Genomic DNA, 24084 nt, shown 5'->3' with positions numbered 1-24084 from the left:
CCTTACGAAGACGTTGCTAGCGGTGCCTGCTCGATCAATCGCAGCGGCCGGAACTTGCCCTGCTCGACGTGTTTGTTCTGCCGCCAGATGTAGTCGCCGGTCAGGTTGATGTGCTCCCAGCCCAGCGGCGAGAGATGTGGCAGCAGTCTCTCGTCGATGTCCTTGCCCGAGTCCCGCAGCCCCTGGATGGCCCGCTCCAGGTAGACGGTGTTCCACAGGACGATCGCCGCCACCACCAGGTTGAGGCCGCTGGCGCGGTAGCGCTGGTTCTCGAAACTGCGGTCGCGGATTTCGCCGAGCCGGTTCAGGAACACGGCGCGGGCCAGCGCGTTCTTGGCCTCCCCCTTGTTCAAACCGATCTGCACGCGGCGGCGCAGCTCGACGTTCTGCATCCAGTCGAGCGCGAACAGCGTGCGCTCGATTCGCCCAAGCTCGCGCAAGGCCACGGCCAAGCCGTTCTGTCGCGGGTAGCTGCCGAGCTTCCTGAGCATCAGCGAGGCCGTCACCGTGCCCTGCTTGATCGAGGCGGCCAGGCGCAGGATTTCGTCCCAATGGGCGCGAATGTGCTTCACGTTGACGCTGCCGCCGATCAGGCCGGCGAGCGTCGGGTACTGCTTGGCGTCGCCGTGGATGTACAGGCGCTTGTCGGTCAGGTCGCGGATGCGCGGCGCAAAGCGGAAGCCCAGCAGGTGCATCAGCGCGAACAGGTGATCGGTGAAGCCGGCCGTGTCGGTGTAATGCTCCTCGATGCGCAGGTCGGATTCGTGGTACAGCAGTCCGTCCAGGACGTGGGTGGCGTCGCGCACCGTGGCGTTGATGACCTTGGTGTGGAACGGCGCGTACTGGTCCGAAATGTGGGTGTAGAACTGCACGCCCGGTTCCTGGCCGTACTTCAGGTTCACCTGGCCGGCGGCGTGGCCCCGACCGCCGGCCTTGAAGTTCTGGCCGTCCGACGACGACGTGGTGCCATCGCCCCAATAGGCGGCGAACGGCTGACGGAACTGCGCGTTGACCAGCTCGGCCAGCCCGGCCGAATAGGTCTCGTCGCGGATGTGCCACGCCTGCAACCAGGTCAGCTTGGCATAGGTCACGCCCGGGCAGGATTCGGCCATCTTGGAGAGCCCCAGGTTGATGGCGTCGGCCAGGATGGTCGTCAGCAGCAGGTGTTGATCTTCGGCCGCCGCGTCGCTCTTGAGGTGCTTGAAGTGGCGGCTGAACCCCGTCCAGCCATCGACTTCCAGCAGCAGCTCGGTGATCTTCAGGTGCGGCAGCGGGCTGTACGCCTGTTGCATCAGCGCCTCGGCCTCGTCGGGCACGCCGTTGTCCAGCGGCGAAATCCTGAGCCGGCCGGTACTGGTGATGGCGGCGTCGGGCAGCTCGTTGGCGGCGGCCAGCCGCTCCACCGTCGCCAGTTGCTCTTGCAGCACCGTGAGGCGCGCCTCCAGGAAGCGCTCGCAGTCGGTTTCGACGGCCAGGCCCAATTCCCGCTGATCGCGCTGCGCGGCGAAACGCGGTGGCGGCAACAGGTAGTCCTCGAAGTCCTTGAACTGGCGCGAGCCCTGCACCCAGATGTCGCCGGAGCGCAGCGAGTTTTTCAGCTCGGACAGCACGCACAGCTCGTAGAAGCGCCGATCCAACCCGTCTTCGTTGCGCACCAGGCTTTCCCAGCGCTTGCGCACGAACGACGTGGGCGCATCGTCCGGCACTTTGCGCGCCTGGCGCTCGTTCATCCCTTTGAGCACATCGACGGCGGCGAGCAGCTCGCGTGCCGCCGGCGCGGCCTTCATGGTCAGCGCTTCCAGCAGGGCCGGCGTGTAGCGCCGGAGCTGGTTGAAGCCGTCGCCGACCAGCGCGAGGAAGTCGAAACCTTCCGGCTGGGCCAGCAGCTCGGCCTCGGTGATGCTCTCGGTGAACACCTCCCACGGGATGATGGCCTCGATGGCGGCGAACGGATCGCCGCCCGACTGCTTGGCTTCCAGCAGGGCGCGGCCGATGCGCGAGTAGAGCCGCACCTTGTCGTTGATCGCCTTGCCGGACTGCTGGAAGCGGTCGGCGTGGTTGCGCTTGGCCTTGCTGAACAGCGCGCCCATGAAACGGTCGTGCAGGTCGATGATCTCGTCGATCAGGGTGGCGCGGGTATCGAGGATCACCGCGGACAGGGTCGCATAGCGGCGGCTCGGCTCCAGGTCGCGCAGGTGCTGGGCCGTCATCTGTCCTCCTTCGCGGGCGAGCTTCAGCAGGCGGTTTTGGTGGACGGTGTGCTCCAGCCCATCCGGCAACGCCAGGTCACGGAGGGTCTTCAGCCGCTCCAGGTGGGCCAGCACATGCTTGGGCTTGGGCGGGCCGGGCGGCTGGCGCAGCCAGATTAGCCCGCTGCCCTTGGTGCCCTCGCGGATCGCCAGCAGACCGTCGAGCGCACGGCGATGGTGATCGGCCAGCGGCGCGGTCAGCGCCGCGTACACCTGGCGCGTACCGCGCGTGAGCGCCTCGCTACATACACGCTCGATGACATCGATGGCCGGCAGGATGATACGTTGCTGCCGCAGCAGCTCGACCAGCGCCTCGGCCAGCACGATACCCCGGTCGGTCTGCTGGGCCAGCTCGGCGAGCTGGTGGACGAAGCGCCGGTAGTCGGCGGCCGCGAACGGCGTCAGCTTCAGCCACGCCTGCAATTCCAGCAGGTGCTCGCGCCGGGTTTCCGGCCGCTGCGCGTACTGCGGCCAGATGTCCGGCGCGATGCGCAACTGGCGGCCGACGATATTCAGCAGGGATGCGGGCGGTTCCGCGTCGGTCGGCAGGGCGAAGCCGGGATAGCGCAGGTAGCACAACTGCACCGCGAAACCGAGCCGGTTGTGGTTGCCGCGCCGTTGGCGGATCACTGACAGGTCGGGTTCGGAGAAGGTGTAATGCCGGATGAGGTCGTCGTCAGTGGTCGGAAAGGCAAGCAGGCCGGTGCGCTCGGCGGGCGTCAGCAAGCTGCGGCGCGGCATGGTCAGTCATCCGTTCTCAGGTATTGGTACAGGGTTTCGCGGCTGATGCCGAATTCGCGGGCGAGCTTGGCTTTCTGCTCGCCGGCGGCGGCCCGCCGGCGCAGCTCGGCCACCCGCTCCGGCGACAGCGCCTTCTTGCGGCCCCGGTAGGCCCCGCGCTGCTTGGCGAGCGCGATGCCTTCGCGCTGCCGCTCGCGGATAAGGGCGCGCTCGAACTCGGCGAACGCGCCCATCACCGACAGCATCAGGTTCGCCATCGGCGAGTCCTCGCCGGTGAAGGTCAGGCTTTCCTTGACGAATTCGATGCGCACGCCGCGCTGGGTGAGCTTCTGCACTAGACGGCGCAGGTCGTCGAGGTTGCGCGCCAGGCGGTCCATGCTGTGCACCACCACCGTGTCGCCCTCGCGCACGAAGGCGAGCAACCGTTCTAGCTCGGGGCGCTGGGTGTCCTTGCCCGATGCCTTGTCGGTGAACAGCCTGTCCACCGGCACATGCTCAAGCTGGCGTTCCGGATTCTGGTCGAAGCTGCTGACGCGGACGTAGCCGATGCGCTGACCGTGCAAAGGGTCCTCCTGAGGGGAATGTGTCAGGAAGAAATCTATGACTCTTGACGGTGCGTGTCAATCAATTCTGAAGGCGACTCTATTCTGACGCTTTCGCGCCGGATGGTCTGACGCCATGTTAGGGTATAGCTTAACCGGACACATCGGCCTCTGTGCCTCTACTGCTTTTCGGTACAACCGTCAAGAACAGGCAGAGCGCTCCGATAGTTATCGCCACATCAGCGAGGTTGAAGGCGGGCCAGTGCACAAGCTGCCAATGGAAGTCGAGGAAATCGACAACCGATCCACGCAGCACACGATCCACGACATTGCCGAGCGCACCACCAAGGATCAGGCTGTAGCCCACCGCTTCAAGGCGTGGCCGCTGCTGGCACAGCATGCGGCCCAGCCAAGCAGAAACGACCAGACCCAGCGCCATGAGAAAGTAACGTTGCCAGCCGCCAGCGTTCGCCAGAAAGCTGAATGCCGCGCCGGGATTCAGGACATGGACAATGTTGAAGAAGGTGCTGACTTCGACCTGTTCACCGTAGGCAAACGTGCGGGTGATGGCGAACTTTGCGAGCTGATCTGTCATGACAGAACTGGCGGCCACTGCGAACCAGACCCAAGTCGATGTGCGGCGAGCCGATTGCCACACAGGGGCGGCCAGCGGCATCAGCCACCCGGCGAGCGCCGTGCAGCTCAATCCAAGTACCCACCCCGCCAGCACATCGGCAGGAAAGTGCATTCCGGCTGCGATGCGTGACCAACCGACCAATGCGGCGTACAACACCAAGCCGATGCGGCCACGACGGCCTATCAAAGGCCAGAGCGCGCCGACCACCAGCGCGGCATAGGTGGCATGCCCGCTGGGCAGGCTGTAGTGTCGTTCGATGCCCCCGATAACGCGCACCATGTCGCCAAAAACGGCAGGCGGGCGTGGAAAGTCGATCCATAGCTTCAAGATGGTGGCGACGAGAAATGCCAACGCAAAGGCCACGCTAAAGACTCTGAGTCTGTACCGGATGGCATCGGCCCGCGTTGGGTCAGGTGCCGACTTTGACCATCCCCACATCGCCAAGAGCATCAGTGGTGCAGTCCAGTAGTTGCCTATCACAAGGTTGAAGAACGATACCGGCGGTTCCAGCGCTGCAGGTGTGCTCATGTTGATGGCTTGGAACAACGCGATGTTTAGACCACCCCAGTCGTAGAGAAAGAATTTCCAGCTCATTTGCGCAACAGCCTCAAGCCATTGCCAACGACGAGCAAGCTGGCCCCCATATCAGCAAACACCGCCATCCACATGGTCGCTTGACCCGTGAAGGTCAGCACCAGAAATACTGCCTTGATGCCAAGGGCCAGCACAATGTTTTGCATCAGCACCTGCGCCGTCGCACGCGACAGGCGCACGAAGGTCGGAATCTTGCCCAGGTTGTCGTCCATCAGGGCCACGTCAGCGGTCTCGATGGCGGTATCGGTGCCAGCCGCTCCCATGGCAAAGCCGATGTCCGCACGCGCCAAGGCCGGGGCATCGTTGATGCCATCACCGACCATGCCGACCTTGCCCTTTATGGCCAGTAGCTCAACTTCGCGCAGTTTGTCGTCTGGGAGCAGATTGCCTTGCGCACTGTCGATCCCGGCTTGTGCGGCAATGGCCTGTGCCGTGTGGGGGTTGTCGCCGGTCAGCATCATGGTGTTGATGCCCAGTGCATGAAGCTCGGCAATGGCGCTCCTGCTGCTTTCCTTGATGGTGTCCGCTACGGCAAATAAGGCATGAACCCCTTTTGCGCTGACCAACATCACGACAGTTTTACCCATGGTTTCCAGCGCCGCGATGCGCTGTTCCAGTTCTGGTGTGCATTGCCCCAGCGCTTCGAGCATCCGCTGGTTGCCAAGATGGTAGGTCTCACCGTTGATTTGGCCTTGCACGCCCCGACCGGGCAGCGCGCTGAACTCGGCTACGTCGAGTAAGGCAACCCCATCCGTCTGCGCGGCTTGTGCCACCGCTTTGGATACAGGGTGGTCGGAACGAGCCGCCAGACTGGCAGCGATGCTGCGGCTGTTTGCGGCGAGTGCATTGCCCCAAGTGACAAAATCGGTCTGTGCGGGCTTGCCGTGCGTGATCGTGCCGGTCTTGTCCAGAGCCAGCCAGCGCAGCTTGCGGCCTTCTTCCAGATAGACGCCGCCCTTGATGAGAATGCCGTGGCGGGCGGCAGCGGCCAGGCCGCTGACGATGCTGACCGGCGTAGAGATCACCAGTGCGCACGGGCAGGCGACCACCAGCAGAACCAATGCACGGTAAATCCAGTCGAGCCATGCCGCACCCATGAACAGCGGTGGCAACAACGCGACGGCGATGGCAACACCGAAAACAATGGGCGTGTACCAGCGGGCGAACTGATCGACAAAGCGCTGAGTCGGCGCACGGCTTCCTTGGGCAGCCTCTACCGCGTGAATGATGCGGGCCAATGTGGAGTTGCTGGCCACGGCGGTGACGCGGTACTCGAATGAACCGGATTCGTTGATCGTGCCCGCAAACACCGGATCACCGGGGGATTTCTCGACCGGAAGGCTTTCACCCGTGATCGGGGCTTGGTTGACGGCAGAGCGGCCTTCCAGCACCTCACCATCCAGGGCGATGCGCTCACCTGGCTTGACCCGGACGCGGCTACCGATGGCAATTTGCTTTGCACCCACCTCGCGCCATGTGCCGTCAGCCTGCTGCACCGTGGCCTGTTCCGGGGTCAGGTCGAGCAGGCCACGGATGGCATTGCGGGCGCGATCCAGCGACTTGGCTTCGATCACCTCGGCCAGCGCGAAAAGCACCATCACCATTGCCGCCTCGGGCCAGTGCCCGATCAACATGGCACCCGTGACGGCAATCGACATCAGGGCGTTCATGTTGAGATTACGGTTCTTGAGCGCAATCCAACCTTTCTTGTAGGTGGACAGACCGCCGGTGAAGACCGCGACGAGCGCCAGAACGACGACCGACCAATGATTGCCGTTGTGGAGCCAGTAGACCGCCTCGGCCGCCGATGCAGTTACAAAGGAGATGCCCAGCGGCCACCAGTTGGTCGGCGTGGTCACAAGGGATGCGGATGGCGATGCGGCCTCTGCGGTGTCCAACACCTGCGCCTCGAATCCAAGCGCTTGCAGTGCCGCGAGCACGTCCGGCAGAACCTGGTCCGCATGGCGTACCGACAGCGTGCGCTGCATCAGGTTGAAATCGAGATCGGCAACTCCGGCCATGGTACCGAGCTTGTTGCGGATCAACGTCTCTTCGGTCGGGCAATCCATTTTGGTAATGGACAGCTTGGTCGTTTGCCCGGTCGATGCCTGATCCATGCGCACGGCTTGCATGCCGATGGCGGTTAGCGCCTGCTCAACGGGAAACAACGAAGGCAGTTCGTGCCGAACGGCCAAAGTACGCTGCATCAGGTTGAACTCAAGACCAACCACCCCCGCCAGCCCGACCAGCTTGCCTCGGATCAGCGCCTCTTCCGTGGGGCAGTCCATGTTCTCGATGCGATACACCGCTTGAGCCGATCCGGTTGTCGCTGGGGCTTGTGTCGTGGGTTGGATGATCGGCCCAGCCGAGCAGCCACACGCCGTGGAAGCGCATTCGCTCATAAATAACTCCTTCAAATCTATACAACTTCCATTACAAACCCTATAGTTACTATAGAGTCAAGTGAAATAAAGGAGATTGATGCATGGAAATCAGAATTGGCGACCTCGCCAAGCGCTCTGGATGCGAGGTTGTGACCATCCGCTACTACGAGAAGGAAGGGCTACTGCCGAAGCCAGCGCGAAGCGGTGGCAACTTCCGGCTGTACGGTGAGGCGCACATTGAGCGCTTGCAATTCATCCGTCATTGCCGTTCGCTCGACATGACGTTGAGCGAGATTCGCGCATTGCTGGGTCTGCGAGACAACCCGATGCAGGACTGTGGGGAGGTCAACACGCTGCTGGAGGCCCATATTCAACAGGTGGAAATGCGTGTGTCCGCGCTGTTGCAGTTAAAGCGGCACTTGGTTGATTTGCGCGAGAAGTGTTCTGGCTCTCGATCTGTAGAGGCGTGCGGCATTTTGCAAGGGTTGGGCAATTGCAATTGCCATGGTGAAAGTGCCACGAAAAGTCAAACATCTGGGTAAGTAAGGGCTTAGCGTGCTTTATTTTCCGTTTTCTGAGGCGACCCCATTAACGGCCAATCGAAACGGCCGCCAATTCAACGCCAGCCAGCGCTGCATCTGACGGCAGGCTTCACCCAGCACCCACGCGCCGATTTTGGGCATCAGCCCGGACGATTCGGCCAGTGGCAGGAACGCGCCCGGCGGCAGCAGGCCAAGGCTCGGGTGCCGCCAGCGCAGCAGCGCTTCCGCGCTGGCAATTCGGCCGCGGCGCAGATCGACGATGGGCTGGTAGTGCAGCTCAAGCTGCCGATGCTCGGCCGCCTGGGCCAGTTGCGCCGCCGTCCAGCCATCCGGCTCGGTAGCGCTCATGATCTTCCCTTGAACGCCCGCATCGCCCGCGCCAGGGACAGGACGAACAAGCCGGTCAGGCCGAACGCCGCAATGCCCCAATACTTGCCGAGGAACGCACCGGCGGTGGTGCCGGCAAGAACGATGGCGAGCACCGGCAGGTGGCAGGGACAGGTCAGCGCGGCGAGCAGGCCCCACAGGTAGCCGGCGACCGGCTTGCGCGCCTCGGGGGAAACGCGCTCCGGGCTGTTCATGCCGAGATCTCCGACGTGCTGTGCGCCAATTCGGTCAACTGCGTTTCCAGGTTCGTCAGCGCTTGGCGTCGGCGCTCGACGAGGTGGCACAGGTCGGCAAGATGCGCCGACGCTTCATCGCCGTCTGCGGTGTCCAGCGCCCGGCACAGCCGCGTCAGCAGGTCGAGGCCGATGCCGGCCTCCAGGGCGGCTCGCACGAAGCACAGCCGCTGCAAGGCGGCCGCGTCGAACACCCCGTAGCCGCCGGCGGTGCGCGCCACCGGCCGCAGCAGCCCACGCACCTTGTAATCGCGCACGACATGTACGCTCACACCGGCCTCATGGGCCAGACGCGATACCGTGTAGGCGTTCATCGACCACCTCCTGTTCCTCACCCGGCGCAGCAGGACAGCTGCTTCACGTCCTTGTTGAACGTCTGCGCCGCGAGCTTCAACCCTTCGACCATCGTCAGGTACGGGAACAACTGGTCGGCCAGTTCCTGCACCGTCATGCGATTGCGGATCGCGAGCACTGCGGTCTGGATCAGTTCGCCCGCTTCGGGCGCCACCGCCTGTACACCGATGAGCCGTCCGCTACCTTCCTCGATGACCAGCTTGATGAAGCCGCGCGTGTCGAAGTTGGCGAGCGCGCGCGGTACGTTGTCGAGCGTGAGCGTACGGCTGTCAGTCTCGATGCCGTCGTGGTGCGCTTTCGCCTCGCTGTAGCCCACCGTCGCCACTTGCGGATCGGTGAACACCACGGCTGGCATCGCGCTCAGATCCAGCGCCGCGTCACCGCCGGTCATGTTGATCGCGGCACGGGTGCCCGCCGCGGCCGCCACATAGACGAACTGCGGCTGGTCGGTGCAGTCGCCGGCGGCGTAAATGTGCGGGTTACTCGTGCGCATGCCCTTGTCGATGACGATGGCGCCCTGCGCGTTGATCGTGACGCCCGCCGCTTCGAGGTTCAGGCCGCGTGTGTTCGGTGTGCGGCCGGTGGCGACCAGCAGCTTGTCGGCGGCAACGATGCCGTGCCCAGTGGTCAGCACGAATTCCCCGGCGGCATAAGCGACGTGGCTCGCCTGGGTATGCTCCTGCACCTCGATGCCCTCGGCACGGAAGGCGGCGGTGACGGCCTCGCCGATCGCCGGGTCCTCGCGAAAGAACAGCGTGCTGCGCGCCAGGATCGTCACCCGGCTCCCGAGCCGGGCGAAGGCTTGCGCCAGTTCGACGGCTACCACCGACGAGCCGATGACGGCGAGCCGCTGCGGGATCGTGTCGCTTTCCAGCGCCTCGGTGGACGTCCAGTAGGGCGTGTCCTTCAGTCCGGGGATCGGCGGCACGGCCGCACTGGCGCCGGTGGCGATCAGGCAGCGGTCAAAGGCCACCTCGCGCTCGCCACCGTCGGTCAGGCGCACCGTGAGGTGGTGGCCGTCCCTGAAGCGCGCTTCGCCGCGCAGCATGGTAATGGCGGTGTTGCCGTCCAGGATGTTTTCGTATTTGGCGTGGCGCAGCTCATCGACCCGCGCCTGCTGCTGGGCCAGCAGCCGCTCGCGCAGGATCGCCGGCGGTGCCGCGGCGATCCCGCCGTCAAACGGGCTTTCTCGCCGCAGGTGGGCAATGTGCGCGGCGCGGATCATGATCTTGGACGGCACGCAGCCCACATTGACACAGGTGCCGCCGAGGGTGCCGCGCTCGATCAACGTGACCCGCGCGCCTTGCTCGACGGCCTTCAGCGCCGCCGCCATCGCGGCACCGCCGCTGCCGATGACAGCGATATGCAAACCACCCCCATCGCCGCCCGCCTTGTCGCCACTGCCCAGCCACTCGCGCATCTTGCCGAGCAACCCGCTTCCCATCGCGGCGGGCGGCGCATCGGCGAGCGCGGCCCGGTAGCCAGCTGCTGCGACTGCCGAGACGAGCATCGTCGGATCAAGCGCCGGCTCCCCGCTCACACGGGCCAAGGCGTCAGGGTAGGACACCTCCGCCTTATGAACACCGGGCACGGTGAGAAGCGCCTTCTCGACGTGGTTTGCGCAGGAATCGCAAGTCATCCCGGTAACATGCAGAACACGGCTATTCATTTCATATCCCCTTCTTCTGGTTTTCTCCGACTCCAACAGCGCAGCAAGCGGCTTCCGCCCGCCGGCGACGCAGCGCGTAGATCGTGATGCCGACAAAAACGACGAGGGCCGGGATCAGCACGTAATCGAGCCACCCGACCCAGGCGGACAGACCCAGGACGCCGAGCGCAATCACGAGCACGGGGGTCGCGCAGCATATGGCGGCGATCACCGAACCGGTGATGCCGGTCTTGAGCAAGGTCCGGTTATCCAGGGATCACCTCTTGAGCTCGGACGGATAGCCGGCATCGGCGGTGGCCTTGGTCAGGGCCTGCACGCTGGTCTTGGCATCGTCGAAGGTGACGACGGCCTCGAGCTTCTCGAAGCTCACCGCAGTCTTGCTCACGCCTTCGACCTTGGAGAGCGCCTTCTTGACCGTGATCGGGCAGGCGGCGCAAGTCATGCCGGGCACCGACAGCGTGACAGTCTGCGTGGCGGCCCACACCGGGGCAGCAACGGCGACGAGGACGAGGGAGGCAAACAGCTTTTTCATGGCGAACTCCTGATCAGTAGAAAAATGGCACGACGAAGGGAAAGGCGAGCGCGACCAGAACCAGCGCGGCCACGATCCAGAAAATGAGCTTGTAGCTGCCGCGCACCTGTGGAACTGCGCAGACCTCCCCCGGCTTGCAGGCTTGCACCGGGTGGAAGATGCGCCGGTAAGCAAAGAACAGCGCCACCAGCGCCGTGCCGATGAAGATCGGGCGGTATGGCTCCAGCACCGTCAGGTTGCCGATCCAGGCGCCGGAAAAGCCAAGCGCGACCAACACGAGGGGGCCGAGGCAGCAGGTCGAGGCGAGGATGGCCGCGACACCTCCGGTGGCCAGCGCGCCACGACCGGTCTTGGGTTCTGACATAAAGCTTCTCCTTCTGGGTCTTCGCTTGATGTTGTAACGTTACTGCCGTAGTCAACTACGGAGTCAAGCGGGATGGAGAACGGTCTGAAGAACCTGACCATCGGCGCCTTCGGTAAGGCGGCCGGGGTCAATGTGGAGACGATCCGGTTCTATCAGCACAAGGGCTTGCTGCCCGAACCGGCGCGGCCCTATGGCAGCATCCGCCGCTACGGCAAGGCGGATGTAGCCCGGGTGAAGTTCGTGAAATCGGCCCAGCGCTTGGGCTTCAGCCTGGATGAGATCGCCGAGCTGCTGCGGCTGGAGGATGGCACCCACTGCGACGAAGCCAGCCGCCTGGCCGAGCACAAGCTCCAGGACGTGCGCGCCAAGCTGGCCGACCTGGCGCGCATGGAGGTCGTGCTGTCCCAACTCGTGTGCGCCTGCCATGCACGCCAGGGAAATGTTTCGTGTCCGCTGATTGCGTCGTTGCAAGGCGAAACGAGCCTCGCCACGTCGGCAGGGGACCGGCTTGGGCGAGCTATGCCTTAGCGTACGATTTGTTCCGTTTCGTGAGCTGCCCCCGTGATGACCTTGTGGCGAATCTTGCCCTCGGGTGAGCGCAGCGCACAGTCGAGCTTGGCCTTGGCTACGTCGATACCCAGATGAAACAACTCCATGCAAAACCTCGTGAGATCAACCTTGTGAATGCGGGCTGCCGGCCAAGCCGGGCCAAAGATACTGTTCGATCGGAACGTGAGGGTGAGCAGGTGCTGCAAAATCTACAGAACGGGCGATAAGCCCAAGGAGGGATGCGGCATCCACCTGCTCGTCCCGAGGTGCCCCTCGGAAGACAAAGACAATACAAGGAGGGGTCTTCTGACCCCGACAGCAGCGTGGATCGAAGCCGGCGGCCCGCATCGGCCCTGTCGCGGCCAAGGCCGCTCCCACAGGGATCGTGCCCAATCCGTGGTCGGAGCCGGGATTTTGTAGGAGGGGTCCTCTGACCCCGACAGCGGCCGGTATTCAAGCCTGCGGACCGCATCAGCCCCGTCGCGGCCAAGGCCGCGCCTGCAAAACGCGCTTCAGTGGCTGGCGAACATCAGACCCGCATGTTCGCGCATGGCGTGGAACTTGATCTTTTCCCACTTCTCTTCGGCCACCTTGAGCTCGGCGCGCATGGTGGCGAGGAAGGCCGGTGCGTTCACCGCGTCATAGGCGATGCGGTGGGCGTTGGCGTCGATGAAGCGCTTCAGTTCACGCTCGTCGTCGCAGGTGACCCAGCGTGCCATCGTGTAGCGCGTGCCTTCGAGGCGGGCGTCGCAGCCGTACTCGGTCTTCAGGCGGTGGATCACCACCTCGAACTGCAGCTGACCGACCGCGCCCAGCAGCAGCGTACCGCCCGCCAGCGGGCGGAAAACCTGGATGGCACCTTCTTCACCCAGTTGCTCAAGACCTGCACGCAACTGCTTGGTTTTCAATGGATCCTTGACTTCAACGCCTTGGAACAATTCCGGTGCGAAGAAGGGCAGGCCGGTGAATTGCAGCGTTTCGCCCTCGGTCAGCGTGTCGCCGAGCTGCAGCGTGCCGTGGTTCGGGATGCCGATGATGTCGCCGGCGTAGGCCTCTTCCAGCAGTTCGCGCCGCTGCGACAGGAAGGTGACCACGTTGTTCGGCCGGATGTCCTTGCCGTTGCGGCTCACCTTCATGCGCATGCCGCGCTCGAAGTGGCCGGAGCAGACGCGCAGGAAGGCGACGCGGTCGCGGTGCGACGGGTCCATATTCGCCTGGATCTTGAACACGACGCCGGTGAACTTCTCTTCGGTCGGCTCGACCCGGCGCTGGATGGCCGGACGGCCGCCCGGCGGTGGCGCGAGGTCGACCAAGGCGTCCAGCACTTCCTTGACGCCGAAGTTGTTGATCGCCGAACCGAAGAACACCGGTGTCTGCCGGCCGGCCAGGAATTCGGCTTCGTCGAAGGGCGGTGCGGCTTCGCGCACGAGGTCGATCTCGGCGTGCGCGGTGTCGAACTGCATCGGGTAGCGACCGACGATCTCGGGGTTGTCGAGACCGAGCAGCACTTCCTCGTCGCCGGAAATGCGGTCCTCGCCAGCGCGGAACACGCGCATGCGGTCTTCGCGCATTTCATACACGCCGGCGAAATCCTTGCCCATGCCCAGCGGCCAGGTGAAGGGCGCGACGTCCATGCCCAGCGTGCGCTCGAGTTCGTCGATCAGGTCGAGCGGCGCGCGCACCTCGCGGTCCATCTTGTTGATGAAGGTGATGATGGGCGTGTTGCGCGCGCGGCAGACCTCGAGCAGGCGCAATGTCTGCGCTTCGACACCGTTGGCGGCGTCGATCACCATCAGCGCGGCATCGACCGCGGTCAGCACGCGGTAGGTGTCTTCCGAGAAGTCCTTGTGGCCCGGCGTGTCGAGCAGGTTCACGACGCAGTCGCGGTACTCCATCTGCATCACCGAGCTGGCGACCGAAATGCCGCGCTGCTTCTCGATTTCCATCCAGTCGGAGGTGGCGTGACGGGCGGCCTTGCGCGCCTTCACGCTGCCGGCGATCTGGATCGCGCCTGCGAACAGCAGCAGCTTTTCGGTCAGCGTGGTCTTGCCCGCGTCCGGGTGGGAAATGATGGCAAAGGTGCGCCGGCGGGCGACTTCTTTTTCAAGCGACATGAGCGTTCTTCAGCAAATGAAAACGGCCGCGCGAGGCGCGGCCGCGAAAACAGGATGACGTGTCAGTGCAGGTGAGCGGGCGGCTGGTCCGACGATTCGGGCAGTTCGGCGTGTACCGGCTGGCCGTCGGGGTCCGGATACATCGGCGCGCCGCAGTCGTCGCAGTACTCCATGGGCATCCGGTGGTCGAGCACCAGCGTGTCGGTCAGACCGCATTCGCGCAGCACGCCTTCGATCTCGCCAACGGTGTCGGTTTCCTCGTCCTCGGCACCGAGCAGCGCCCACACGACGCCGTGCACCACGTCGCTGGAGTCGGAGGTGGTGAAGGCGACGCGGTACTCCTCGAGCTGCTTGTCGTAGAAGGGCGCGATGATGGCGCGCAGGCCGCTCGCCGGCACCGCCAGCGTCTGTTCGAGGAAGGCGACCGAGGCGCGCAGCGAGTACGCGCGCGACGCGCGATCGGCTTCACGGCAGGCCGAGTGGTAGGCGTTGGGCGGCAGCAGTTCGAAGGCACAGCCCTGCATCAGCGTGCCGATGACGGCGCCACCCTGGGCCTGCCACTGTTTCACCACGTGTTCGCGCTGGCCGTCGTCCTCCTGCCAGCGGAACAGCGCCTGACCGCGCGGCACGATGGCGATGCCGATCAGGTAGCGGGTGTCCGACAGGAAGGTGGTGGTCTGCGCCATCGCTTCCGCCTCCAGCTTCAGATCATTCCCGGCGAGCACGGCTTCGCCGAGGTCGTCGGCCAGGTCGCGCGTTTCGACATAGCCGCGCGGCAGCTGGTCCGGGCTGAACAGATAGTCGGCCAGCGCAACCTTGGTGTGGGTGCCGAAAGCGTGCGCGCACAGCTGAACCTTGAGGCTGGCCAGCAGCGGCGCGGCAATCGGCCCGGCCGGGATCGAGAAGCGCGACCAGGCGAGCAGGGGGGCTGCGAACACGACGGCGTCCCAGTCCTTGTTGGCGTCGCCCGGCAGACCGCATTCGCTGCCCGCTTCGATGAAATCGGCCAGTTCGTCATAGGCCGGCGCGTCCTCGCGCCACAGGTGGTCGAGCGCGGCGTTCAGCGCGTCTTCGTTGCGGTCGGCCAGCAGCCGGCTCACCTGTTCGGTCAGCCGCACTTCCCAGTAGCGGTCTTCGATGCGGCTGGCGGACAGCGCCAGGCCGGTGGCCAGCCGGGTGAGCAGGGCGGCGTCCTGGGTGAGGCCGCCGCGGCGGGCGAATCGGGTGCGTTTCATGTAAAGGTCCGGTGACTGAGGCGCGATTCTACCAAGGGCCGGCGCAGGCGCCGCGGATATCAGCCGCCGAACAGCAGGCGCTCGGCAGCCGCGAGGTCGTACTCGACCCCGGCTTCGACCAGCGAGTAGCCGCTCAGCCCATCGGCGCGCGCGCGCCAGTCCGGCTGCTGCAGCAGGACCGACAGTGACTGCACCGTGTCGCGCGAGGCGGGCGCGTCGCGCATCGCCAGGAAGTACATCTCTTCGAACAGCGGGATGAAGTCCAGTCCGAGGCGATGGGCGAAGGCTTCCAGCCCGAGTCCGGCATCGGCTTCGTCGCTGGCGATCAGCGCCGCCACCGCGGCGTGCGTGTGTTCTTCATCGCCCTCGTTCAGCGCGCGCGTGTCCAGCCCGGCGCGGCGCGCCAGCAGATCGAAGGCGAGTCGCGTGCCGGCGCCCGGCTGGCGATGCACGAAGCGCAGGTCGGTGCGTGACAGGTCGGCCAGGCCGCTCACCTTCTTCGGATTGCCGCGCGCCAGGATGAGGCCTTGCCGACGGCGGGCGAAACCGATCAGGCGCAGCCGCGGCAGACCGTGCTGTGCGCGGTAGAGCGCCCAGATGTCGCGTCCCAGTTCGCCGACCGGGCAATGGAAGCCGGCGATCTCGCAGCGGCGGGCGGCCAGCGCGAGCAGCGATTCGAGGCTGCCGTGCGTGGCCAGCGTCACTGTGGCGGCATCGGTCCGTTCGCTGCGCAACTGACGGATGAGGTCGTTCAGCAGCGGTTCGTGACTGGCGGCGAAACGCAGTGCCGCGCCGCCGTGTTCAGCCGGCTGCAGCGACAGCGCGCGCATCGGCTGGCTGGCGCCGTCGAGCGCACGCGCCAGCGACTGACGGGCACCGCGATCGACCTCCAGCAACTGGCGGGCGAAGGCTTCGAGCGTCGAACCATGCGCCCGCGCGGTGGTGATCAGGGGTTGGCCAAAGTAGGCCTGCCAGGCATTGATGAGCCCCCAGGCGTTGCGATACGACAGGCCGGTCGCGCGCGCCGCACCGGCGATCGAACCGCTGACTTCGATGGCCGTCAGCAGCGCCAGCAGGCGACCAATGCCCACCGGTGCGTCGGGGCCGAAATCCCACTCGACCCGCAAGCTTGGATTGCTTTTTGCAAATTCAGACATATAGGACGCGCGGCTTCAGTGCGATAGCTTCCCGCATCTTATGTGTTTTCCGATGCCGATTGATGCCATTCCCTTCTGCGACGCCCTTTCGTTGCGTCGCAGCGCGCCCGTCCGGAGCCGCGCAGACATCCGTACCGGACGAGGCCGTCGCGTGACGAACTGGATGTCCACTTCCGGACTGCGCCCGCGTGCTGGTGTGGTCGTCGCAGCCCTGTGTTCGCTGTCGTCGCTTGCCGCGGTGGCGCAGGACGAGGCCTGTGCCGACGCGCCGCGCGTGGTCGCTGACCTGAAATTGGCCTGGACCGCAGCCGGCCTGTCGGTCGACGCGGGCCACAACGTCGCTTCGGCGCCGGTAATCACGCCCGCCCGGCGCGTGGCTGCGCGCCTGCGGCCGGAGAGCGAGGTCGCGCTGCGGGCACCGGGTCGGCGCCCCGCTGGCCACGCCGGCATCCTCGATTTCACCGTACCGTCGGCCGGCATCTATCGCGTCATGAGCAGCGAGCGCGCCTGGATCGAGGTGCTGTCGCCGGACGGACTGCCGCTGCCTGTCTACATGCGCCCGCTGCGCTGCCTGCGCGGCGAAGGGGTACAGAAGGAACTGATCTACCGGCTTGAAGCCGGCCTGCGCTACACGCTCGAAGTCAGCGCCGTGGCCGGGCCGGCGCTCGACCTGCTGATCATCGCGGAGCCGACGCGATGAGCACGATGAGCGAAAGCTTCGCCACCGCAGGTCGCCTGATCGTCGCCGCCGACCCCAATCTGCTGCACATCGTCGCGCTGAGCCTGCAGGTCAGCCTGACCGCCGTCTTCCTCGCCGCCTGTCTGGGACTGCCGATAGGTGCTGCGGTGGCGGTCGGCCGCTTCCCGGGGCGCAAGCCGCTGACCGTCATCCTGAACGGCCTGATGGGCCTGCCGCCGGTGGTGATCGGTCTGCTGGTCTATCTGCTGCTGTCGCGCGCCGGCCCGCTCGGCTCCCTCGGCCTGCTGTTCACGCCGACGGCGATGGTGATCGCTCAGGTCGTCCTGATCACGCCCATCATCGCCGCGCTGTCGCGGCAGATCGTCGCCGACGCCTGGCGCGACTACGAAGAACAGCTGCGCTCGCTCGGCGCCTCGACCCCGCGCGCCGCGCTGACGCTGCTGGTCGATACGCGCTTCTCGCTGTCCACCGCGGTGCTGGCCGGCCTCGGCCGTGCGGTGGCGGAGGTGGGGGCGGTGATGATCGTCGGCGGCAATATCGACGGCGTCACCCGCGTCATGACCACCAGCATCGCGCTCGAAACCAGCAAGGGCGACCTGCCGCTGGCGCTTGCGCTGGGTTTCATCCTCATTTCCATCGTGCTGATACTGAATGCGCTGGCGCACGCGGTACGCGAATGGGCGGTGCGACGCCATGGCTGACGTACTGCTCACGCTGGACGCGCTGCGCTACGAGGCGGGCGACCGCGCGCTCATCCGCGACGTGTCGCTGCGCATCGAAGCAGGGCGGCGCACGCTGATACTCGGCCCGAACGGCGCGGGAAAGAGCGTGCTGATGCGCCTGATGCACGGCCTGATCGAACCGACCGCCGGCCGCATCCTGTGGAACGGCGGCAGCGGCACGCCGGTGCAGGCCATGGTGTTCCAGCGCCCGGTCATGCTCCGTCGCAGCGTGCTCGACAACGTGACTTACGCGCTCTACCTGGCCGGCGTGCCGGCGGCGGAACGCCGCACGCGCGCGCTCGACGTGCTGGAACGCGTCGGCCTCGCCGCACTGGCCGACCGCCCGGCGCGCGTGCTGTCCGGCGGCGAGCAGCAGCGCGTGGCGCTCGCCCGCGCGTGGGCGCTGCGACCGCGCGTGCTCTTCCTCGACGAGCCGACCGCCAGCCTCGACCCGGGCGCCGCGGCCGAAGTGGAACGCATCATCCGCGTCATCGCCGACGACGGCTGTTCCATCGTCATGGTCACCCACCACCTCGGCCAGGCCCGTCGCCTGGCCGACGACATCGTATTCGTCGACACCGGCCGCATCACCGAACACACGCCGGTGGCCGACTTCTTCGCCGCACCGCGCTCGGCCGAGGCCGGGCAATACCTCAGAGGAGAGCTTTCATGGACCTGATCCGCCGTTCCTTCATCGCCACCGCCGCGGCGGCCGCGATTACGCTGGCCGCGCCCTTTGTGCACGCCGCCGACCGTTTCATCACGGTGTCGTCCACCACCTCGACCGAGCAGTCGGGTCTGTTCAAGCACCTGCTGCCCATCTTCCAGGCGAAGACAGGCATCGAGGTGCGCGTCGTCGCGCTCGGCACCGGCCAGGCGCTGGACATGGCGCGCCGCGGCGACGCCGACGTGGTGTTCGTGCATGACAAAGTGGCGGAGGAGAAATTCATCGCCGAGGGCTACGGCGTGAAGCGCCAGGAGGTCATGTACAACGACTTCATCCTGGTCGGCCCGAAGTCGGACCCGGCCAAGGTGGCAGGCGGCAAAGACATCACCGAAGCGCTGAAGGCCATCCAGGCCGCACAGGCGCCCTTCGTGTCGCGTGGCGACAAGAGCGGCACGCACGCCGCCGAACTGCGTCTGTGGAAAGCGGCTGGCGTCGATCTCGACGCGAGCAAGGGCGCCTGGTACCGCGACACCGGCTCCGGCATGGGTCCGGCGCTGAACACTGCGGCGTCGATGAACGCCTACATCCTGGCCGACCGCGGTACCTGGCTGTCGTTCAAGAACCGCGCCGACCTGACCATTTCGGTCGAAGGTGACAAGCGCCTGTTCAACCAGTACGGCGTCATCCTGGTCAATCCGGACAAGCACCCGCACGTGAAGAAGGCCGACGGTCAGGCGTTCATCGACTGGGTGGTGTCGGCCGACGGTCAGAAGGCGATCGCCGACTACAAGATCGACGGTCAGCAACTGTTCTTCCCGAACGCGGCCAAGTGAACATGCGTACGCTCATCGTGGCGACCTGCACCGCGCTGCTGGCCGGTGCGGCGCAGGCCGACGGGGCATCGGTGCATGCCGCCGGCAGCCTGAAGGCGGTGTTCACTCAGCTCGGCAAGATCTATGCGGAGCAGGGCGGGGCGGCGCCCCGCTTCGAATTCGGGCCGAGCGGCGTGCTGCGCGAGAAGATCGCCGCCGGGGCCACTGCCGACGTGTTCGCTTCGGCCAACATGACGCATCCGCAGACTTTCGTCGATGCCGGCAAGGCAGCCAAGGTCGAGCGCTTCGCGCGCAACGAACTGTGCCTGCTGGTGCGGCCGGGCCTGACGGTGACGCCGGCGAACGCGCTCGACGCGATGGTCCGCCGCGATCTGAAGCTGGGCGTGTCGACGCCCAAGGCCGATCCGGCCGGTGACTATGCAGTCCAGATGTTCCAGCGCGCCGATGCGCTGCGACCGGGCATCGGTCGCGCGCTGGCAGCACGTGGGCGGCAGCTTACCGGCGCGGCCAATTCGGCGAAGCCGCCGGAAGGTCGCAACGTCTATGCGTGGGTGGTCGAAAGCGGGCAGGCGGATCTGTTCGTCACCTACTGCACCAACTCGCGACTGGCTCGCCGCGAGGTGCCGGCGCTGCAGGAGGTCGAGCTGCCGTCCGATCTCGCGGTCGGCGCCGACTACGGTCTGGTCGTGCTGTCGGCGCCCGGCAGCGAAGGCGAGCGCTTCGCTCAATTTCTGCTGTCGGAACCGGCACGCAAGGTCCTCGCGGCCGACGGCTTCGCGCTGCCCTGAAGTTCAGCGCGGCATCCAGCCCAGTCCGGCAGCGGTGTCGCCGGCCGGGATGTATTCCGCGCTGACCCAGCCGGTGTAGCCGATGCGGTCCAGCCAGTCGAACAGGAAGAGGTAGTTGATCTCGCCGCTGCCCGGTTCGTGACGCCCCGGGTTGTCGGCGATCTGCACGTGGCCGATGCGCGGCAGCTCGCGCTGCAAGCTGCGGGCGAGGTCGCCCTCCATGATCTGCATGTGATAGACGTCGTACTGGAGCTTCACATTGGGCTCGCCGACGCGTTCGATCAACGCCAGCGTGTCGGCCGAGCGGTTCAGCAGAAAGCCCGGCATGTCGCGGTCGTTGATCGGCTCGACCAGCAGTTCGATGTTTTCCCGCGCCAGGGCACGCGCCGCGAAGCGCAGATTCCGTTCCATCACCGAAAGCAGTTCGGCGCGCTCGGCGCCGGCCGGCGCAATGCCGGCCAGGCAGTTGATGCGCCGGCAGCCGAGTGCACGGGCGTAGTCGATGGCGCGACCGACGCCGTCCTCGAATTCGGCAATGCGGTCGGGCAGGCAGGCGATGCCGCGTTCACCCGCGGCCCAGTCACCGGGCGGCAGATTGAACAGCACCTGCTCCAGCCCGTGACGACGCACTTCCTCGGCCAGCACGGCGGCCGGTTCGCCGTACGGGAAATGGCATTCGACGCCGCGAAAGCCGGCGTGCGCGGCGGCGGCCCAGCGCTCGACAAAGGGGTGTTCGGTGAACAGCAGTGACAGGTTGGCGCAGAAGCGGGGCATGTGACGGGATCTCCGGCGGGGCACCGATTCTAAATCGGGTCGGTGCGTGCGTTGCCGGGAGCAGGGGAGTATCGTCCCTGCTTTCGCGGTTTTCGTCGTTCTGTCACAGATGTCCCCCTCCCTGAATACCGGCACTTTTGCCCGCGCGCTCGCCGAGAACGTCGCGGCCCACGATTTCTGTTTCCTGCCGTCGGCACAGGTACGCGACGCACTGTCCAGCCTGCGCATCGGCTGGCGCGCCGACTGGGACGTGTTTACCGCCAGCTGGGGCGATCTGGAAACCGATACCTATATGGCGGACGGTGGCCGCTACCGTCGCCGCCGTTACGCCGTACTCAGTGCGCCGGCCGACGGATTGCGCATCCAGTTCGAACCGCATCAGCCGCATTACCAGAGCCTGGACTACAACACGCTGAATGGCGGCGTTGAGCGTCACTTCGAGCCGATACGGCCGCAGGTGCTGGGTGGCTCGACCATGCAGACGGTGGCGCAGTTCGGGCTGGCGGTGTTCCAGCGCCTGCACCCCGGTCACGACGCGCACATCGAGGTGCATCAGTTCCGCATCGAGGCGCGCGCCGAGGGCGAGGGCAAGCCGACACCGGAAGGCGTGCATCGTGATGGCGTCGATTTCGTGCTGGTCATGATGGTGCGGCGGGAGAACGTCGAGAGCGGCACCACGGAAATCTTCTCGCCTGAAGGCAAGCGCCTCGACAGCTTCACGCTGACGGCGCCCTGCGACGCGGCGCTGGTGAATGACCAGCGTGCACTGCACGGCGTGACGCCCATCCATCCGCTCGATCCGTCGAAGCCGGCCTGGCGCGATGTGCTGGTCGTGACCTACCGCCGGCGTCCGCCGGCGCAAGGCTGAGTGTGTCAGACCTGAACGATCCGCGCGTCTTTTTCGCCGCCGAGCGCACCTTGCTCGCATGGTCGCGCACCGCGCTGGCGCTGATGGCGTTCGGATTCGCGATCGAGCGCTTTGCGCTGTTCGTCGCGATGCTGGGCAATCAGAAGACGCTTGCCGGCGCGCCGCACGGCCTGTCGTTCTGGATAGGCGTCGCGCTGATCGCACTGGGCTCGATTTCAGTGACGCTGGCGGTCGTGCAGTACCGGCGCGTGCTGGCGACCTTGAAACCGGTGGAAATTCCCGACGGCTACATGAGCGGTCTGGCGTCGTGGACCTCACTTGCGGTCGCGGCGATCGGCGTTGCTTTGATCGCACACCTGTTCACTTCGTCCTGAGTTTTCGCTTTTTTCAGGTCAGAAGAGAGGGTGGCGAATCCTTCAGGTTCAATGTATTGAGTCCGAAAACTCATACCTTGATGTAAGTTCTGAAAACAGTAATTTTCAGAAATACAGATATTGGGCGAATGAGTGCGTCCGGTTCGTCTTAAGCATCCACAACTGCCGTCCATCCGCCGTTCCCGTCCGGTAGCTGCGGCATCGTGACTACGGCCGGAACGGCTGGATTCCGCTGCCTATATAGATCTGCGTCACCTGTCCGTCTTCGCCGGCCGAAAAGCTGACCGGCACGTTGGGCGGAATGTCGGCCAGCTTCAGCGCCTTGCGCACGTTGCCGCGCCCGTCATCAATGAAGATGACGGTGTTGGCATTCGCCTTGTAGCGCTTGCCGCCTATCATCAGCGTGCCGGAGGCGCTGTCCACGTTGCCGACCGTGCCGCGCGATTCGTACAGCGATGGATTGGCGATCGGCGACAAGGGTTCGGCGGCGTACGCGCCGCCGGTCACCAGGCATATCAGTCCGGCCATCAAGGATTTCATCGTCAGTCCCTCAGTATCTCTTTCCACGATACGCGCCCGGAACGCAGACCGTCCGACACCCGGCGTGACTGCGCATTGCCATCCGAGCCGCCGACGATCTGCTGCTTGCCAAGTTGCAGCGGACTGCCCGGCAGGCTGTCGGTGCTGTAGCCGCTGCCGACCACCTTGCGGTTGCTGCCGTCGGCATTGGCCAGATTGACCTGGTCGCCGGCATCGATCCCGCCGTCGCGGTTGAAATCGAACACATCGAAATCCTGACGACCGCCGGTGAATGGATTGACGCCCAGCACCCAGCCGCGGCCGCCCGGCTCGCAAGGGTCGTTGCTCGGGATGAGGGTGCTGGCGAACAGCGTGCTGGTGCCCAGCACAGGTGCGAAAACCATGCGTTCGCCCTCGGCGCCGGCGGTCGGCGATGTCAGGTCGATGTACCAGCCGCGCTTGTTGGTCATCGTGCTGCCGCCGGTCGTGTCACCGGGCTTGGAAATGACGCGGTAGCGGTCGCCCTGCCCTGTCGCGCCCTCCTCCAGAATGACTCGCTGGGCAAGATTGCTGCGGCTGGCGATGGTCGTGCCGGTGTCGTTCAGCCCATACCAGGTCTGCGTTGCCGTGGTGGACAGGTCGCCGGTCGACAGATAGCGGCCGGTGCCGAAGAACACCCACAGCTTGCGGTCGGCCGGATTGAAACCGACGCTCACGCCGCCGGTGATCGGCTGCACCACGTTGCTCGCGCTGCGCGCCGTGAAGAGTGGATCGGGAGCCGTTGCGGTGCCGTAGGCCACACGCCATTGCGCCGGTGCGGCATTGTTCAGGTCGAACTTCCACAGATTGCCGAGCAGGTCGCCGCCATAGAAATAATCCGTATCGCCGTCGCGATCGACATCGACGCCCTCCACTGCCGCCAGACCGTTCGGCGCGGTGCCGGAGCCGCGCAGCGTGTCGATGCGGGCGAGCAGCGCGCCATTGGAAATGTTGAGCACGAAAAGCTCGGCGCGCTCGTTGGCGCTGTTGTAGCCATTGCCGACGATGACCGCCCAGTTGCCGTCGTTGAGCCGGGTGATGACCGGGGTGCCGGTGGTCTGGCCGAGGCTGGTGTGCGTGAATTCCCACAGCACCTTGTTCGCGGCGAAGCTGTCCGGATTGGTGATGTCGAGCGCGTACACGCTCTTGCCGCCGCGGCCCTGGGTGCCGACCAGCACGGTGCGCCAGGCGCCGCCGAAATACACCTCTGTCACGACGGCCGAGCCGTCGTTGATGTACTTGTGCGCGTAATCGGCGCTGGACAGCGTTTTCATCGTTGCCAGCGCGCCGCTGGGCACGAAGGCGAAACGCTCGTCACCGGTACGCGCGTCGAAGGCGTGCAGCATGCCGTCGTTGGCCGCGACATAGACCATTTCGCGGCGCGAGGCGACCGCTGCGCGGTGGTCCTGATAGGTGCTGGCGCCAGTCCAGCTGAAGCGGTCGAGCCGCAGATCGGTGACTGCGCCGACATAGAGCGGCGCCGAATTCACGATGTCGCCCAGCACCGAGGAGCGGTT

26 protein-coding genes are annotated in these 24084 nt (G+C 65.5%); 9 read left to right on the top strand and 17 right to left on the bottom strand.

The genetic code is table 11. The features are described 5' to 3' along the window. Window positions 1-2: 2 nt before the first annotated feature. From METRZ18153_RS0110230 to METRZ18153_RS0110215, 4 genes are all read right to left on the bottom strand, one after another. Window positions 3-2990 carry a Tn3 family transposase gene (locus tag METRZ18153_RS0110230; protein ID WP_008063270.1) on the bottom strand — a complete coding sequence of 996 codons (2988 nt, stop codon included), beginning with the start codon at window positions 2988-2990 and terminating at the stop codon, window positions 3-5. A 2-nt stretch (window positions 2991-2992) separates the two neighbouring features. Further along, window positions 2993-3553: a recombinase family protein gene (locus tag METRZ18153_RS0110225; protein ID WP_008063271.1), complete on the bottom strand. Its 561-nt coding sequence runs from the start codon at window positions 3551-3553 to the stop codon at window positions 2993-2995. A 130-nt stretch (window positions 3554-3683) separates the two neighbouring features. Then, complete coding sequence (lspA, locus tag METRZ18153_RS0110220; protein WP_008063278.1) at window positions 3684-4763, bottom strand: signal peptidase II; 1080 nt, start codon at window positions 4761-4763, stop codon at window positions 3684-3686. Then, window positions 4760-7069, bottom strand: coding sequence for a heavy metal translocating P-type ATPase (locus tag METRZ18153_RS0110215; protein ID WP_020164644.1), 2310 nt, complete (start codon window positions 7067-7069; stop codon window positions 4760-4762). The genes lspA and METRZ18153_RS0110215 overlap by 4 nt, the downstream gene beginning before the upstream one ends. Window positions 7070-7248: 179 nt before the next feature. On the opposite strand from METRZ18153_RS0110215, the gene cadR reads away from it, so the two are divergent. Continuing rightward, entirely contained in the window at window positions 7249-7689 is a 441-nt protein-coding gene (cadR, locus tag METRZ18153_RS0110210; RefSeq protein WP_008063281.1) for a Cd(II)/Pb(II)-responsive transcriptional regulator, read from the top strand. Between the two features lie 18 nt (window positions 7690-7707). Here the strand turns inward: cadR and METRZ18153_RS20110 are convergent, their stop codons facing one another. Genes METRZ18153_RS20110 through merT form a run of 7 tightly spaced genes read right to left on the bottom strand, consistent with a single transcriptional unit; the run spans window position 7708 to window position 11228 of the window. Further along, window positions 7708-8037 carry an EAL domain-containing protein gene (locus METRZ18153_RS20110; RefSeq protein WP_008063282.1) on the bottom strand — a complete coding sequence of 110 codons (330 nt, stop codon included), beginning with the start codon at window positions 8035-8037 and terminating at the stop codon, window positions 7708-7710. Next, on the bottom strand, window positions 8034-8270 hold the full coding sequence (gene merE / locus METRZ18153_RS0110200; protein WP_008063283.1) for a broad-spectrum mercury transporter MerE: 237 nt from the start codon (window positions 8268-8270) through the stop codon (window positions 8034-8036). The genes METRZ18153_RS20110 and merE overlap by 4 nt, the downstream gene beginning before the upstream one ends. Then, entirely contained in the window at window positions 8267-8623 is a 357-nt protein-coding gene (merD, locus tag METRZ18153_RS0110195; protein WP_008063284.1) for a mercury resistance co-regulator MerD, read from the bottom strand. Before merD ends, merE begins: the two co-directional genes overlap by 4 nt. Before the next feature lie 17 nt (window positions 8624-8640). Then, a complete protein-coding gene (merA, locus tag METRZ18153_RS0110190) occupies window positions 8641-10332 on the bottom strand; it encodes a mercury(II) reductase (RefSeq protein WP_008063285.1) in 1692 nt (563 codons plus the stop codon). A 1-nt stretch (window position 10333) separates the two neighbouring features. Beyond that, entirely contained in the window at window positions 10334-10570 is a 237-nt protein-coding gene (gene merF, locus METRZ18153_RS0110185) for a mercury resistance system transport protein MerF (protein ID WP_008063286.1), read from the bottom strand. 18 nt (window positions 10571-10588) lie between these two features. After that, on the bottom strand, window positions 10589-10864 hold the full coding sequence (merP, locus tag METRZ18153_RS0110180; protein WP_008063288.1) for a mercury resistance system periplasmic binding protein MerP: 276 nt from the start codon (window positions 10862-10864) through the stop codon (window positions 10589-10591). A gap of 13 nt (window positions 10865-10877) precedes the next feature. Beyond that, window positions 10878-11228 (bottom strand): mercuric ion transporter MerT, encoded by a 351-nt coding sequence (gene merT, locus METRZ18153_RS0110175; protein ID WP_008063289.1) that lies wholly within the window; start codon window positions 11226-11228, stop codon window positions 10878-10880. Between the two features lie 72 nt (window positions 11229-11300). On the opposite strand from merT, the gene merR reads away from it, so the two are divergent. Beyond that, window positions 11301-11756, top strand: coding sequence for an Hg(II)-responsive transcriptional regulator (gene merR, locus METRZ18153_RS0110170; RefSeq protein WP_008063290.1), 456 nt, complete (start codon window positions 11301-11303; stop codon window positions 11754-11756). Between the two features lie 533 nt (window positions 11757-12289). Here the strand turns inward: merR and METRZ18153_RS0110160 are convergent. From METRZ18153_RS0110160 to METRZ18153_RS0110150, 3 genes are all read right to left on the bottom strand, one after another. After that, window positions 12290-13891, bottom strand: coding sequence for a peptide chain release factor 3 (locus METRZ18153_RS0110160; RefSeq protein WP_020164641.1), 1602 nt, complete (start codon window positions 13889-13891; stop codon window positions 12290-12292). A 62-nt stretch (window positions 13892-13953) separates the two neighbouring features. Continuing rightward, entirely contained in the window at window positions 13954-15126 is a 1173-nt protein-coding gene (locus tag METRZ18153_RS0110155) for a DUF2863 family protein (RefSeq protein WP_020164640.1), read from the bottom strand. 59 nt (window positions 15127-15185) lie between these two features. Next, window positions 15186-16253 carry a substrate-binding domain-containing protein gene (locus METRZ18153_RS0110150; RefSeq protein WP_020164639.1) on the bottom strand — a complete coding sequence of 356 codons (1068 nt, stop codon included), beginning with the start codon at window positions 16251-16253 and terminating at the stop codon, window positions 15186-15188. A 193-nt stretch (window positions 16254-16446) separates the two neighbouring features. Here METRZ18153_RS0110150 and METRZ18153_RS0110145 point away from each other — a divergent pair, with 193 nt between their 5' ends. Genes METRZ18153_RS0110145 through METRZ18153_RS0110125 form a run of 5 tightly spaced genes read left to right on the top strand, consistent with a single transcriptional unit; the run spans window position 16447 to window position 19993 of the window. After that, window positions 16447-16983: a hypothetical protein gene (locus METRZ18153_RS0110145; RefSeq protein ID WP_043364154.1), complete on the top strand. Its 537-nt coding sequence runs from the start codon at window positions 16447-16449 to the stop codon at window positions 16981-16983. Then, entirely contained in the window at window positions 16980-17684 is a 705-nt protein-coding gene (locus tag METRZ18153_RS0110140) for an ABC transporter permease (protein ID WP_020164637.1), read from the top strand. The genes METRZ18153_RS0110145 and METRZ18153_RS0110140 overlap by 4 nt, the downstream gene beginning before the upstream one ends. After that, window positions 17677-18384, top strand: a complete 708-nt coding sequence (locus METRZ18153_RS0110135) for an energy-coupling factor ABC transporter ATP-binding protein (RefSeq protein WP_020164636.1) — start codon at window positions 17677-17679, stop codon at window positions 18382-18384. The genes METRZ18153_RS0110140 and METRZ18153_RS0110135 overlap by 8 nt, the downstream gene beginning before the upstream one ends. Beyond that, a complete protein-coding gene (locus METRZ18153_RS0110130) occupies window positions 18375-19205 on the top strand; it encodes an ABC transporter substrate-binding protein (RefSeq protein WP_020164635.1) in 831 nt (276 codons plus the stop codon). The genes METRZ18153_RS0110135 and METRZ18153_RS0110130 overlap by 10 nt, the downstream gene beginning before the upstream one ends. 2 nt (window positions 19206-19207) lie before the next feature. After that, window positions 19208-19993, top strand: coding sequence for a molybdate ABC transporter substrate-binding protein (locus METRZ18153_RS0110125; RefSeq protein ID WP_232416021.1), 786 nt, complete (start codon window positions 19208-19210; stop codon window positions 19991-19993). Between the two features lie 3 nt (window positions 19994-19996). Here the strand turns inward: METRZ18153_RS0110125 and hyi are convergent, their stop codons facing one another. Further along, complete coding sequence (gene hyi / locus METRZ18153_RS0110120; RefSeq protein WP_020164633.1) at window positions 19997-20767, bottom strand: hydroxypyruvate isomerase; 771 nt, start codon at window positions 20765-20767, stop codon at window positions 19997-19999. Window positions 20768-20876: 109 nt separating this feature from the next. Here hyi and METRZ18153_RS0110115 point away from each other — a divergent pair, with 109 nt between their 5' ends. After that, window positions 20877-21635 (top strand): 2OG-Fe dioxygenase family protein, encoded by a 759-nt coding sequence (locus METRZ18153_RS0110115; RefSeq protein WP_020164632.1) that lies wholly within the window; start codon window positions 20877-20879, stop codon window positions 21633-21635. A 2-nt stretch (window positions 21636-21637) separates the two neighbouring features. Then, window positions 21638-22009, top strand: a complete 372-nt coding sequence (locus tag METRZ18153_RS0110110) for a YidH family protein (RefSeq protein WP_020164631.1) — start codon at window positions 21638-21640, stop codon at window positions 22007-22009. 207 nt (window positions 22010-22216) lie between these two features. On the opposite strand, the gene METRZ18153_RS0110105 is transcribed toward METRZ18153_RS0110110, so the two are convergent. After that, on the bottom strand, window positions 22217-22537 hold the full coding sequence (locus METRZ18153_RS0110105) for a hypothetical protein (RefSeq protein ID WP_020164630.1): 321 nt from the start codon (window positions 22535-22537) through the stop codon (window positions 22217-22219). A 14-nt stretch (window positions 22538-22551) separates the two neighbouring features. Next, the gene (locus tag METRZ18153_RS21110) at window positions 22552-24057 is read right to left on the bottom strand and encodes a pilus assembly protein (RefSeq protein ID WP_232416108.1); all 1506 of its coding nucleotides are present in this window, start codon (window positions 24055-24057) and stop codon (window positions 22552-22554) included. Between the last annotated feature and the right edge of the window lie 27 nt (window positions 24058-24084).

The sequence above is a fragment of the Methyloversatilis discipulorum genome, from assembly GCF_000385375.1.
Taxonomy (GTDB): Bacteria; Pseudomonadota; Gammaproteobacteria; order Burkholderiales; family Rhodocyclaceae; genus Methyloversatilis; species Methyloversatilis discipulorum_A.
Note: the sequence above shows the minus strand (reverse complement) of the source record. Positions and strands in the feature narration are given on the sequence as shown.

Excerpts from the sequence above, each read along its gene's own strand:
- METRZ18153_RS0110115 (WP_020164632.1), top strand. The coding sequence starts at position 20,877 with ATGTCCCCCTCCCTGAATACCGGCACTTTTGCCCGCGCGCTCGCCGAG.
- METRZ18153_RS0110105 (WP_020164630.1), bottom strand. The coding sequence starts at position 22,537 with ATGGCCGGACTGATATGCCTGGTGACCGGCGGCGCGTACGCCGCCGAA.
- METRZ18153_RS0110130 (WP_020164635.1), top strand. The coding sequence starts at position 18,375 with ATGGACCTGATCCGCCGTTCCTTCATCGCCACCGCCGCGGCGGCCGCG.
- lspA (WP_008063278.1), bottom strand. The coding sequence starts at position 4,763 with ATGAGCTGGAAATTCTTTCTCTACGACTGGGGTGGTCTAAACATCGCG.
- METRZ18153_RS0110145 (WP_043364154.1), top strand. The coding sequence starts at position 16,447 with ATGTCCACTTCCGGACTGCGCCCGCGTGCTGGTGTGGTCGTCGCAGCC.
- merE (WP_008063283.1), bottom strand. The coding sequence starts at position 8,270 with ATGAACAGCCCGGAGCGCGTTTCCCCCGAGGCGCGCAAGCCGGTCGCC.
- METRZ18153_RS0110135 (WP_020164636.1), top strand. The coding sequence starts at position 17,677 with ATGGCTGACGTACTGCTCACGCTGGACGCGCTGCGCTACGAGGCGGGC.
- METRZ18153_RS0110160 (WP_020164641.1), bottom strand. The coding sequence starts at position 13,891 with ATGTCGCTTGAAAAAGAAGTCGCCCGCCGGCGCACCTTTGCCATCATT.
- merT (WP_008063289.1), bottom strand. The coding sequence starts at position 11,228 with ATGTCAGAACCCAAGACCGGTCGTGGCGCGCTGGCCACCGGAGGTGTC.
- METRZ18153_RS0110140 (WP_020164637.1), top strand. The coding sequence starts at position 16,980 with ATGAGCACGATGAGCGAAAGCTTCGCCACCGCAGGTCGCCTGATCGTC.
- merD (WP_008063284.1), bottom strand. The coding sequence starts at position 8,623 with ATGAACGCCTACACGGTATCGCGTCTGGCCCATGAGGCCGGTGTGAGC.
- METRZ18153_RS20110 (WP_008063282.1), bottom strand. The coding sequence starts at position 8,037 with ATGAGCGCTACCGAGCCGGATGGCTGGACGGCGGCGCAACTGGCCCAG.
- merA (WP_008063285.1), bottom strand. The coding sequence starts at position 10,332 with ATGAATAGCCGTGTTCTGCATGTTACCGGGATGACTTGCGATTCCTGC.
- merP (WP_008063288.1), bottom strand. The coding sequence starts at position 10,864 with ATGAAAAAGCTGTTTGCCTCCCTCGTCCTCGTCGCCGTTGCTGCCCCG.
- METRZ18153_RS0110125 (WP_232416021.1), top strand. The coding sequence starts at position 19,208 with ATGCGTACGCTCATCGTGGCGACCTGCACCGCGCTGCTGGCCGGTGCG.
- merR (WP_008063290.1), top strand. The coding sequence starts at position 11,301 with ATGGAGAACGGTCTGAAGAACCTGACCATCGGCGCCTTCGGTAAGGCG.
- hyi (WP_020164633.1), bottom strand. The coding sequence starts at position 20,767 with ATGCCCCGCTTCTGCGCCAACCTGTCACTGCTGTTCACCGAACACCCC.
- METRZ18153_RS0110155 (WP_020164640.1), bottom strand. The coding sequence starts at position 15,126 with ATGAAACGCACCCGATTCGCCCGCCGCGGCGGCCTCACCCAGGACGCC.
- cadR (WP_008063281.1), top strand. The coding sequence starts at position 7,249 with ATGGAAATCAGAATTGGCGACCTCGCCAAGCGCTCTGGATGCGAGGTT.
- METRZ18153_RS0110230 (WP_008063270.1), bottom strand. The coding sequence starts at position 2,990 with ATGCCGCGCCGCAGCTTGCTGACGCCCGCCGAGCGCACCGGCCTGCTT.